Source organism: Streptomyces sp. NPDC047130, from assembly GCF_040643475.1.
Taxonomy (GTDB): Bacteria; Actinomycetota; Actinomycetes; order Streptomycetales; family Streptomycetaceae; genus Streptomyces.
Genome location: NZ_JBEYUK010000011.1, coordinates 87,617 through 99,656, shown reverse-complemented (window position 1 = coordinate 99,656; position 12,040 = coordinate 87,617). Strand labels below are relative to the sequence as shown.

7 protein-coding genes are annotated in these 12,040 nt (G+C 71.8%); 1 reads left to right on the top strand and 6 read right to left on the bottom strand.

The features are described 5' to 3' along the window. Nucleotides 1–628 precede the first annotated feature (628 nt). The 5 genes from ABZ836_RS15935 to ABZ836_RS15915 all read right to left on the bottom strand — a co-directional run bounded on the left by ABZ836_RS15935 (nucleotide 629) and on the right by ABZ836_RS15915 (nucleotide 9,305). Nucleotides 629–1,582, bottom strand: a complete 954-nt coding sequence (locus tag ABZ836_RS15935; RefSeq protein ID WP_356136842.1) for an alpha/beta hydrolase — start codon at nucleotides 1,580–1,582, stop codon at nucleotides 629–631. Then, nucleotides 1,579–2,070: a phage holin family protein gene (locus ABZ836_RS15930; RefSeq protein WP_356136844.1), complete on the bottom strand. Its 492-nt coding sequence runs from the start codon at nucleotides 2,068–2,070 to the stop codon at nucleotides 1,579–1,581. Before ABZ836_RS15930 ends, ABZ836_RS15935 begins: the two co-directional genes overlap by 4 nt. A 314-nt stretch (nucleotides 2,071–2,384) precedes the next feature. Then, nucleotides 2,385–3,770 (bottom strand): Na+/H+ antiporter NhaA, encoded by a 1,386-nt coding sequence (gene nhaA / locus ABZ836_RS15925; protein WP_361142516.1) that lies wholly within the window; start codon nucleotides 3,768–3,770, stop codon nucleotides 2,385–2,387. 486 nt (nucleotides 3,771–4,256) lie between these two features. Next, complete coding sequence (gene acs, locus ABZ836_RS15920; RefSeq protein ID WP_356136848.1) at nucleotides 4,257–6,215, bottom strand: acetate--CoA ligase; 1,959 nt, start codon at nucleotides 6,213–6,215, stop codon at nucleotides 4,257–4,259. A gap of 588 nt (nucleotides 6,216–6,803) precedes the next feature. Next, on the bottom strand, nucleotides 6,804–9,305 hold the full coding sequence (locus tag ABZ836_RS15915; protein ID WP_361142513.1) for a SulP family inorganic anion transporter: 2,502 nt from the start codon (nucleotides 9,303–9,305) through the stop codon (nucleotides 6,804–6,806). A 316-nt stretch (nucleotides 9,306–9,621) separates the two neighbouring features. On the opposite strand from ABZ836_RS15915, the gene ABZ836_RS15910 reads away from it, so the two are divergent. Further along, nucleotides 9,622–10,875, top strand: a complete 1,254-nt coding sequence (locus tag ABZ836_RS15910) for a hypothetical protein (protein ID WP_356137591.1) — start codon at nucleotides 9,622–9,624, stop codon at nucleotides 10,873–10,875. 120 nt (nucleotides 10,876–10,995) lie between these two features. On the opposite strand, the gene ABZ836_RS15905 is transcribed toward ABZ836_RS15910, so the two are convergent. Continuing rightward, nucleotides 10,996–11,976 (bottom strand): ATP-binding protein, encoded by a 981-nt coding sequence (locus ABZ836_RS15905; RefSeq protein WP_361142510.1) that lies wholly within the window; start codon nucleotides 11,974–11,976, stop codon nucleotides 10,996–10,998. Between the last annotated feature and the right edge of the window lie 64 nt (nucleotides 11,977–12,040).

Genomic DNA, 12,040 nt, shown 5'->3' with positions numbered 1-12,040 from the left:
GCCCGCCGCCGTCCTGGCGCCGGACTCACGGACGGGAACGGCACGGCGGGTGACACCGGAGCTCGGGCAGGGCCGCGGCTCGGCCGGACGCCGGAGCCGCGGCGCCGGAGAAGGGGAAAGGGCCGCCGTCGGGGCCCCGTAGGCGGAGGTCGCCCAGCGCGCGGGCGCTCCCGTTCCGGGGGCTCGCGCGCCGGGCGGCGCCGGTCGAAGGGTCAGGGGCGCTGTTGGCGCAGGCGCACGGAGACCCAGCGGGCCCGCCGGCGCAGTATGCCGCCGATGCCCACGCGGAGCTCCGTCGCCGGTGGCTGCGGTGCCCCCCGGCGGCTGCCGGCCGGCCCACCGGCCGAGCGGCGGTCACGTGCTGCGTCACTGAAGTCGTACGTCCAGCCCATACCCCGACGTGTGCCCCTGGCCCAAGGTCGATAACCGTGCCGGAAGGCCCTATTTGGCCTATGCGGCAGGCATGGGCTGTTCGTAGGACAGACATCCCGGTCCGCATAACGGGCGGCGAGCCGACCGGACCGGGCTCCGGCCGGGGGGCGCACGCTCCGTGTGTGCGCGCCGGGGTGCGCCTCCGCGCCCCTGGGGGAGGGGCGGGCTGCGAGAGCGAGGCGGACCTCGCCGGCCCTCAGCGGTCCGGCTCGGGGTCCTTGAGCCAGTTCACCAGCTCCGTGGAGAAGGCCACCGGGTCCTCCTCGTGCGGGAAGTGGCCCAGGCCGTCGAAGAGCCGCCACCGGTACGGCGCCTCCACGTACTCCCCGGACCCCGCGGCGGTGCGGGTGCGCATCACCGGGTCCAGCGACCCGTGCAGGTGGAGCGTCGGTACCCGGACGGGACGTCGCATGCGCCGGTTGAACTGCAGGCCGTCCGGCCGCACGAGGGAACGCACCATCCAGCGGTACGGCTCCACGGAGCAGTGGGCCGTGGAGGGGATGCACATGGCCTGCCGGTACAGGTCGATCGCCTGCTCGTCCGGCCCGCCACCGGGCCCCGACCACTCGCGGATCAGACGGCCGACCAGCTCCCCGCCGTTCGCGGTGAGCTGCCGCTCCGGGACCCAGGGCCGCTGGAAGCCCCATATGTGGGACCCGGCGGAGCTCTGCCGGACGTCGGAGAGCATCGCCGACCGCCACCGGCGCGGATGGGCCATGGACGAGACCGCCAGCCGCCGCACCAGCTTGGGCCGCATCGCCGCCGCCGTCCACGCCAGATAGCCGCCCAGGTCGTGGCCGACCAGAGCGGCGTCCGGCTCGCCCAGCGACCGGACGACGCCGGTGATGTCCAGCGCCAGGTTGGCCGGGTCGTAGCCACGAGGCGTGCGGTCGCTGCCGCCGACGCCCCGCAGGTCCATCGCCACCGCACGGAAGCCCGCGTCGGCGAGCGCGCCCATCTGGTGGCGCCACGTCCACCAGAACTGCGGGAAACCGTGCAGCAGCAGGACCAGCGGACCGTCGCCCAGCTCGGCGATGTGGAACCGGGCGCCGTTGGCGGCGACGTCGCGGTGGATCACCTTCCTGCCGTCGGGCAGGTCGATCCGTACCGCCGAGGCGGGCTGCGCCCAAGGAGTGGCTGGGTCGGTCATGACGTCGAGCGTGCCACAGAGTCGAGCTGCTTGGCGTACGGGTCGGCGGGCGCCGTGGCCGGGCGCGGGTGCGGCTTGGCCTTCTGCAGGATCTCGGCGGTCCGCTTCATCTCGGCGCTCACCTCCTGCGGGGCACGGCTCTTCTTCGCCTTCTTGAAGGAGACCGTGCCGATCAGCGCCAGCACGCCCGCGACGAGCAGGGAGGCCGCGAAGGACAGGAGGAAGCAGATCGCCAGGTTCCAGTCCGACCAGGTGTGGATGCCGTAGGCGAGCGCGAAGCTGAGCATCGGCAGCGAGAAGACCAGCAGGGCGAGCGCCGCCATGAAGGCCCCGGAGCCGATCGCCCCCCGCTTGGCGTCCTGCTTGAGCAGCGCCCTCGCGTACGCGATCTGGTCCTGGACCAGGGCGGACATCTCGGTCGACGCCGAGGCGAACAGCTGTCCCATGCTGCGTTCGGTGCCGACCGGGTTGCCGTCGGGTGCGCTCATCGCGGACTCCCTTTCCTGCCGAGTTCTGTACTGTCCAGTCAGATCATGCCGGACCCGCACGAACCTTGCGCGCACCGGCCGGTACTAGAGGTACCCCCGATCGCTCCGGCCGTACGTGGGTGCCTGGAGAAGGCCTGAAGGAGAGTCACGGGAGGACCCGCGCCGGACCCGCTTCGGGCCCGCGCCGGACCCGCTTCGGACCCGCTTCGGGCCCGCGCCGGACCCGCTTCGGGCCCGCGCCGGGCCCGCGCCGGGCCCGCGTCGGCGCTGCGGAGAGCCGCCCGCGCGGTGGGGCGGAGCGGCGGCCGGGGGTCCTACTCGGACCGGCCGGACGTGATCGCCTCCGCCGTGCGCCGGTGCTCCGCCGCCTTCGCCTCGAGCATCTCCGCCATCCGCAGGTGGTACTCCGGGTCGTCCTGCGTGTAGACGTCCGGGATGCCGTCGCGGTCCTCGTCCCGCTCCTCGGCCTCCGTCATCCGCCGGTACTTGGCGTTGCGGAGCTTCAGCAGGACGGCGGCCAGCAGTGTCGCCAGCAGCGAGCCCACCAGGACGGCGGCCTTGACGTGCTCGGTGAGGAGGTCCTCGCCCTCGAAGGCCAGCTCGCCGATCAACAGGGAGACGGTGAAGCCGATGCCCGCCAGCGTGGCCAGGGCGAAGACGTCGGCCCACTCCAGCTCGTCGCTGAGGGAGGCGCGGGTGAACCGGGCGGTCAGCCAGGTGCCGCCGAAGATGCCCAGCGTCTTGCCCAGCACCAGCCCCAGGGTCACGCCCAGGGTCTCCGGCTTGGTGAACACGGCCGCCAGGTCGCCTGCGGCCACCGGCACTCCCGCCGCGAACAGCGCGAACAGCGGCACGGCGAGGCCCGCGGACAGCGGCCGGACCTGGTGCTCGATGCGCTCGCCGGGGGAGAGCTCCTCGTCCTCCCGGCGGGTGCAGCGCAGCATCAGGCCCATGGCGACGCCGGCGATGGTGGCGTGGACGCCGCTGTTGTACATCAGCGCCCAGATCACCAGGCCGAGCGGCACGTACACCCACCAGCCGCGCACACCCTTGCGCAGCAGCAGCCAGAAGACGACCAGACCCGCCACCGCGCCGCCCAGCGCGGCGAAGTTCAGCTGGTGCGTGAAGAAGATGGCGATGATCACGATCGCCAGCAGGTCGTCGACGACCGCGAGGGTCAGCAGGAAGGCCCGCAACGCCGAGGGCAGCGAGGTGCCGATCACCGCGAGGACGGCCAGCGCGAAGGCGATGTCAGTGGCCGTCGGGACCGCCCAGCCGGCCATCGAGCCGCCCCCGATGCCGTTGACCGCCACATAGACCAGTGCGGGCACCACCATGCCGCAGACGGCGGCGATCACCGGGAGCGCGGCGGCCTTCGGGTCCTTGAGGTCGCCGGCCACCAGCTCGCGCTTGAGCTCGATGCCCGCCACGAAGAAGAAGATCGCGAGCAGGCCCTCGGACGCCCAGTGCTCGATCGACAGGTCGAGGCCGAGGGCGGAGGGGCCGAAGTGGATGTTGCTGAACGACTCGTAGCTTTCCTTGATGCCGGGCGTGTTCGCCCACACCAACGCCGTGACCGCCGCCAGCAGGAGGAGGACGCCACCGACCGTCTCGGTGCGCAGGGCGTCCGCGAGGAAGCCGCGCTCGCGCAGCGACACCCGGCGGAATGCCTGGTGGGGTGCGGATTCGTCGCCGTTCAAGGGCGCGCGGTCAGGGGTGCGGTCAGGGTTGTGCTCGGGGTTGCGCTCGGGCCGGGCCACGAAGGAGCCTCCAGGGTGGTCGGGGCATGGGCGTACTCATGCCGACCAGACTTCCCGGCGCACCTATGGTCTTTCGGTCACCACGCGGAGAGCGCGACGACGGAGGACACGATCATTAGCTTACCTAATCTGATCCGCGAACGGCAGAGCGGGCCGGACACCCCGGTGATTCCGGATCCGGTGGGGATCCGGTGACGGGGGAGTCCGGCCCGCTCAGCGCCGCCCGGTCGGCCCTCGGGCCGTGGCCTGGATGCGGGGCCTGGATGCGCGGCCCGTTTGAGGGATGAGGTCCATCACCCCGGCGTCGCTCAGCTTGGTGACGTCGCCCAGGGCGCGGTTCTCGGCCACGTCCGGCACATCCCGCAGCAGGCGCCGCACGATCTTGCCAGCTGTCGCTGCCGGCCAGCCGTGCTGCCGGTCAGTCCGTCATTCCGCGTCGCTCTGCGCGGACGGCAGCTTGGCCTGGATGAGGTCCATCACCCCGGCGTCGGTCAGCGTGGTGACGTCGCCCAGGGCGCGGTTCTCCGCCACGTCCCGCAGCAGACGCCGCATGATCTTGCCGGAGCGGGTCTTGGGCAGCTCCGCGACCGGCAGGATCCGCTTCGGCTTGGCGATCGGCCCGAGCGTGGCGCCCACGTGGTTGCGCAGTTCGTCGACCAGGCCCTCGTCCTCCGAGGCGCTGCCGCGCAGGATGACGAAGGCCACGATGGCCTGACCGGTGGTCTCGTCCGCGGCGCCCACCACGGCCGCCTCCGCCACCTTCGGGTGCGAGACCAGCGCCGACTCGACCTCGGTGGTGGAGATGTTGTGGCCGGAGACCAGCATCACGTCGTCGACCCGGCCGAGCAGCCAGATGTCGCCGTCGTCGTCCTTCTTGGCGCCGTCGCCGGCGAAGTACTTGCCCGGGAAGCGCGACCAGTAGGTGTCGATGAAGCGCTGGTCGTCGCCCCAGATGGTGCGCAGCATCGACGGCCACGGCTCGGTCAGGACCAAGTAACCGCCGCCGCCGTTCGGCACCTCGTTGGCCTCGTCGTCGACCACGGTGGCGGCGATACCGGGCAGCGGGGTCTGCGCGGAGCCCGGCTTGGTCTCCGTCACGCCGGGGAGCGGCGAGATCATGATCGCGCCGGTCTCGGTCTGCCACCAGGTGTCCACGATCGGCTTCGCGCCGGCGCCGATGCGCTCCCGGTACCAGATCCAGGCCTCGGGGTTGATGGGCTCGCCGACCGATCCGAGGACGCGCAGCGTGCTCAGGTCGAACTTGGCCGGGATGTCGTCGCCCCACTTCATGAACATGCGGATCACGGTGGGGGCGGTGTAGAGGATGGTCACGCCGTACTTCTGGACGATCTCCCAGAAGCGGCCCTGGTGCGGGGTGTCCGGGGTGCCCTCGTACATGACCTGGGTGGCGCCGTTGGCCAGCGGGCCGTAGACGATGTACGAGTGGCCGGTGACCCAGCCGACGTCGGCGGTGCACCAGTAGACGTCGGTCTCCGGCTTGAGGTCGAAGACGGCGTGGTGGGTGTACGCGACCTGGGTGAGGTAGCCGCCGGAGGTGTGCAGGATTCCCTTGGGCTTACCGGTGGTGCCCGAGGTGTAGAGGATGAACAGCGGCTGCTCGGCCTCGAACGCCTTCGGTGTGTGCTCGGGGGACTGGCGCTCGGTGATCTCGTGCCACCAGACGTCGCGGCCCTCGGTCCAGGCGACCTCCTGGGCCGTCCGGCGGACCACGAGCACGTGCTCCACGCCCTCGACCTTGGTCAGCGCCTCGTCCACCGCGGGCTTGAGGGCGGACGGCTTGCCGCGGCGCCAGCCGCCGTCGGCGGTGATGACCACCTTGGCGTCGGCGTCCTTGATGCGGGTGGCCAGCGCGTCGGCGGAGAAGCCGCCGAAGACCACCGAGTGGGCGGCGCCGATCCGGGCGCAGGCCAGCATGGCGACGGCCGTTTCCGGGATCATCGGCATGTAGACGGCGACCCGGTCGCCCTGGCGGACGCCCAGCTCCAGCAGCGCGTTGGCGGCGCGGGAGACCTCGTCCTTGAGCTCGGCGTAGGTGATGGCGCGGGTGTCGCCGGGCTCACCCTCGAAGTGGATGGCCACCCGGTCGCCGTTGCCGGCCTCGACGTGACGGTCCACGCAGTTGTAGGCGACGTTGAGCTTGCCGTCCTGGAACCACTTGGCGAACGGGGGGTTCGACCAGTCGAGCGTCTCGGTCGGCTCGGTTGCCCAGGTCAGTCGGCGGGCCTGCTCGGCCCAGAAGCCGAGCCTGTCAGCCTTGGCCTGCTCATACGCCTCCGCGGTGACGTTGGCCGCGGCGGCCAGGTCGGCGGGGGGTGCGAACCTGCGCTCTTCTTTGAGCAGGTTGGCCAGGCTTTCGTTGCTCACGACATCTCCCTTTCCAAGGGTGTCCGCTGTGTCCCAGGCCACAGCTCATCAGACCGGAGGGACCACTGACAAGGGTCGTCCGGAAATTGGTGTAGACCTGTGTCTGATTCTGCTGTGGCTGCGACCTCGGGATTCGCGGATGGCTTGCGCGGATCGGTCATCCGTTGTCACGTACGGCCGGGCGAAGGAGTTCAGCGGTGTCGCGCCGAAGAGGCGACGGCATGCACGACCCGCACGGCGTACGTCGGCCGGTGGACCGGGGTCGTCCACCTGGGCCGTGCAGTGCACTACCCCGAGGTCGGGGGGTCTACCCATGGACGTGCGTCGCGGGGGGTGGTGGGGATTCGGCACGGGGCGGGTCGGCAGCGAGGGAGGTGCGGTGGGGGCGGGAGAGGGAAAGGTGGCGAGGGTCGGTGTGCGGGGCAGGTGGGAGCGGGTTGCGCGGCCCCCCGGCGGGGGCCGCGCAACCGGAGCCCGGGGAAGAGGCCGAGGCCAGGCCGCCTCGCGAGGCCACCCGCCCCCGGATCACCGGCGCCTTGGCCGCGGGTGCCAAAGCCGGACCGGCGGGGGCGGCCGGTCGGCCCGCTGTCAGTTGCCGGCGCCGGTCAGATCGGCCTCCGTTTCCCTGATGTCCTCGAAGACGGGTGTGTCCGCGGAACCGCCGAGGAGGTAGGCCTGGGCCTCACCGACGTGGAAGTACATCCCGTGCAACTCCAGTCGGCCTTCGCGCATCGCCCGGGCGACCGCCTCGTGGGCCTCGAGATGCTCGAGCTGCTGCGCCACATTGGTGAGGCAGAGCAGCTCGACCGCGTCCGCGGGCTTCCGTCCGGCCAGCCGGACCGGTCGGTCGGATCCGGAGGCCATCCGGCGGAGGCTCGGGAGGCCGTGGCGGAGCCATCGCTGGAGCGGAGTCCCGTCGTCGCCGGGCTCGGAGTCGATGAGTGCCTGCATGGCGCCGCAGCCCGAGTGGCCGCAGACGGTGATGGAGCGGACTCCCAGGACGTCCACCGCGTACTCGATGGCGGCGGCCACCGAGTCGTCTCCCGACTCCTCGCCGGGGGCGGGCACGAGATTGCCCACGTTGCGGACGACGAACAGGTCACCCGGGCCGCTGCTGGTGATCATCGACGTCACCAGCCGGGAGTCGGCGCACGTCAGGAACAGCTGGGCCGGCCGCTGGCCTTCCCGGGCCAGCCGGGCGAGCTCGCTGCGGACCAGCGGTGCCGTCTCCCGCTGGAAGGCGCTGATACCGCGGACGAGCTCGTGCTCGCTGGGTCGAGGGCCGGCGGGCTCGTCGGCGGCGGGTGCCGTGGGTGCCGCGGATGCCGTGGTTGCCCTGTGGGGCTCGTCGGGGCGCCCGCTGCCGGATCCGGCGGCGTGGGCGGACGGAGCGGCGGCGTCGGAGGACGGGACGGTGGCGTCGGCCGGCTCGGTGGAGCCGCCGGCCGCCGTGGTGGAGGTGTCGGGCGGTGGGGCGGGGGCGTCGGCCGGCGGGGCAAGGGCGTCGGGGGCCTGCGGGGTGGGGGTGGCCTCGGCCGGGGTGGCGGCGCCTGCCGCGGTGAGCCCTCTGCGCAGTCCGGTGAGGCGGACCGAGCCGCCGTGTGCCCGGTGGCTGTTGCGCCAGTCCTCCAACGACTCGTACGCGGCGTGGTCAACGAAGGAGCCGTGCAGCTCCACCACCGCGTCGGCCCCCTCCGGGATCAGGTGGAGCACCCGGCTGAGCCGGGGCACCACCAGGAACGTGAGCTGACCCCGGACGTGGACGTGGTGCACGCCGTCGCGCACCTCGTGGACGATCCGGGTGCGGGTCAGGCGGTGCAGGGCGACGGCGACCGCGGCGAGCACGCCGACGCCCACACCCTCCAGGACGCCGAGGAAGGTGACCGCGACAGCGGTGACCGCGTACACCAGCGCCTCGCGGTGACGGTTCACCGTGCGGATGTGAATGATCGAGACCATCTGGACGCCGATCACCATCACCAGCGCCGCGAGCGCCGCCAGCGGGATCAGCTCCAGGACCGGCACCAGCAGCAGGGCTGCCGCGGCGATCCACAGGCTGTGGAGCATGGCCGCGTTGCGCGTGACGGCGCCGCAGCGGGCGTTGGCCGAACTGCGGACCGCGACGCCGGTGACCGGCAGGCCGCCGAGAGCACCGGACGCCATGTTGGCGAAGCCCTGGCCGCGCAGCTCGCGGTCCAGGTCCGCGCGCGGCACCGGCGGCCCGCCGCGGGTCGCGGCGATCTTGTCGACGGCCACCGCGGAGAGCAGGGTCTCCACGCCGCCGACCAGGGTGATGGTCAGGACCGCCGCGGCCAGGGGCAGGACGGGGCCCTCGGGGAAGCCGGCCAGCGCGTGGTTGGACCACGAGGGCAGGTCGACCCGGGGCAGCCGCATCCCCGCGACCAGGGCGGCGGCGGTGGCGATCAGCATCGCGGCGAGCGCCGCGGGAACGAGCCGCATGAGACGGCCGGCCCGTCCGGGGATCCGGGACCAGCCCAGCAGCACCACCAGCGTGAGCGCGCTGACGGCCAGGGCGCCCGGATGGAGTTCCGCGAGCTGTGCGGGCAGCGCGCGGAGGTTGTCGAGGACGGAGCTCTGGGGGGTGCCGCCCAGGACGATGTGCAGCTGGGCCACCGCGATGGTGACGCCGATGCCGGCCAGCATGCCGTGGACGATGGCCGGGCTGACGGCCAGGGCGGTCCGGGCCACCCGGAGCCAGCCGAGGGCGACCTGGGTCACGCCGGCGAGGATGGTGACGGCGCAGGTGGTGCGCCATCCGTACTGCTGGATCAGGTCGGCCGTGACCACGGTGAGCCCGGCCGTGGGCCCGCTGACGGTGAGCGGTGCTCCGCCCAGCCGTCCGGCCACCAGGCTTCCCACGGCGGCGGCGACGAGGCCGGCCTGGAGGGGCGCGCCGGTGGCCAGGGCGATGCCCAGGGACAGGGGCAGCGAGATCAGGAAGACCGTGACCGAGGCCGAGAGGTCGGCCGGGGCGATGTGGAACCGGCGGGACCCCTGGGGTGGACTGTGCGGTCGGTGGATGCGTCCGGCCTCATGGGCCTCGGCGTGGTCGGGGATGCACGAAGACATGTTCCCGTTTCTCCTCAAGGACGGCGTGGTCGCGCGAAGGCCTTCGGCGACCACGGGGAACGGCACCGCGGACGATGCGGCGAGTGCCAACACTCAGTAAATGAACAGTAATTCTGGGTAAAGGCTTTGTTCGGAGAAAACGGGCAAATGGCCGGATACCTCATTCAAAAGAGTGAAGCCATGCTTTCTTCGGCTTGTCATACAAATACCTGCCCGGTGGCGTGCGAACGTGGCCGCCCGCCGGGTCCCCGGCGGTCCACCGGGGAGCGCCTGTCGGGGCGCTCGGTCTGAGCGAAGGAAGAAGGTGGGGCGGGTCATGACCGTCAACCGGAGAATCACCGCCGCCGTCGTGGCGGCGGCCGCCTGTGCCGTGTCGCTGGCCGGATGCGGGGCGGGGAGCGACGGCGCGGCCGGCGCCCAGGGCGAGGCCGGCGCCAGGAAGGCGGGGCCGAAGGAGGCCCCTCGGGCGGTCCGGCTCATCGGAGACGGTTCCACCGCCTACACCGGGGCGCAGCCCAACCTGCCGAGGCCCGAGCGGCTGGCCCCCGGGCAGCGTCCGCCGCAGTTCGTCGTCTTCTCCTGGGACGGCGCGGGGGAGGACGGGCAGCGGCTGTTCTCGCACTTCCGCAAGGTGGCGAAGGAGAACAACGCCACCATGACCTACTTCCTCAGCGGCGTGTACATGCTGCCGGAGGAGAAACGTTCCCTCTACCAGCCGCCCGGCCGTGCCGCCGGAGCCTCCGACATCGGCTTCAACGATGTCGAGGGGGTGACCGCCACCGTCGCGCAACTGCGCCAGGCGTGGCTGGAGGGCAACGAGATCGGCACCCACTTCAACGGCCACTTCTGTGGCAGCGGTGGCGTGGGGGACTGGTCGGTCGAGCAGTGGAAGAGCGAGATCGCGCAGGCCAAGAGCTTCGTGCAGAGCTGGAAGACCAACACCGGCCTGAAGGACGCGCAGCCGCTGCCGTTCGACTACGAGAAGGAGCTGATCGGCGGCCGGACCCCCTGTCTGGAGGGGCAGCAGAACTTCCGCGCGGCCGCCCGTGAGCTGGGCTTCCGCTACGACACCAGCGGGGTCCGCGAGCAGGTCTGGCCGGAGCGCGAGGACGGGCTGTGGGACCTGTCGATGCACATGGTCCCGGTGCCAGGCCGGAGCTTCGAGACCATCTCCATGGACTACAACTTCATGGTCAACCAGTCCGGGACCAGCACCCGCGGCAACCCGGCCATGCGGGAGCTGTGGGGCGACCAGATGCGGGACGGCCTCCTGGCCGGCTTCCGCCGCTCCTACGAGGGCAACCGGGCGCCGGTCATCATCGGCAACCACTTCGAGTCCTGGAACGGCGGCGTCTACATGCGGGCCGTCGAGGAGGTCGTCAAGGAGGTGTGCACCAAGCCCGAGGTGCGCTGCGTGTCGTTCCGGCAGCTGACCGACTGGCTGGACGCGCAGGACCCGCAGTTGATCGCCAAGCTGCGGACCTTGGGAATCGGGCAGGCACCGAGGGAGGGCTGGCAGCGCTTCACGGCGTCCCCCGTGGCCGCCTCGGCGGCTCCGGCCGGTCGCTGACCCGAGCGCCCGGACCTCCTCCGAGACTCCGCTGCCCGCCGGATCGAGCAGGTCCGACGGGGGTGCGGCCGGAGGACCGCGGCCGCACCCCCAGCGGCGCTCACGCCACCCCAGCGGCGCTCACGCCGGCTCGGCCACCCGCTCACCGAGCACGAAACCGGGATCCACCTGCCGTGTCAGGTCGGTCCCGGTCCTGGCGTTCCCCCAGGACTCGGCGTTCCGAAGGTGGAAGTGGATCATCTGACGCGTGTAGCGCCCCCAGTCCCGGGCGTCGTAGCGGGCGTCGGCGGCGCCGCGCAGCGTCTCCAGGGCCGCCCTGTTCTCCGGCTCCAGCCGGTCGAAGCGGGGCGGCCTGCCCTTCTCCATGGCACGCACCCAGTCCGAATGGCCGACCGTCACCAGGAGGTCCTCACCGACCTGCTCCCGCAGGAAGTCCAGGTCGTCCGGGCCCTGCACCTTGTTGCCGACGACCTTGAGTGCGACCCCGTAGTCCCGGGCGTACTCCTTGTACTGACGGTAGACCGAGACGCCCTTGCGGGTGGGCTCGGCGACCAGGAAGGTCATGTCGAAGCGGGTGAACATCCCGGAGGCGAACGAGTCCGAGCCCGCCGTCATGTCCACCACCACGTACTCGTCCCGCCCGTCGACCAGGTGGTTCAGGCACATCTCGACCGCGCCGGTCTTGGAGTGGTAGCAGGCGACCCCGAGGTCGGCCTCGGTGAACGGGCCGGTGACCATCAGCCGGACCGTGGACCCGTCGAGCTCGACCGGACGGGCGCAGGCCGCGTAGACAGGGTTGTCCTCCCGCACCCGCAGCAGCCGGGAGCCCTCGCCGGGCGGAGTCGTCTTGATCATCGCCTCGGCCGATGCGATCCGGGGATTGGTTCCGCGCAGGTAGTCCTTGATGAGCGGCAGGTGCTGGCCCATCGCGGGCAGCGCGGCGGCCTCCGTCTCGTCCAGTCCGAGAGCGGCGCCGAGGTGCTGGTTGATGTCGGCGTCCACGGCGATGACCGGCGCCTGTGATGCGGCGAGGTGACGGACGAACAAGGAGGACAGGGTCGTCTTGCCGCTGCCGCCCTTGCCAACGAAAGCAATTTTCATGTTCACCTAGCGTAGTGCGCCCGCTCCGGTGCGTGGCAGATCCATGACGATCGCTGGTGACGAA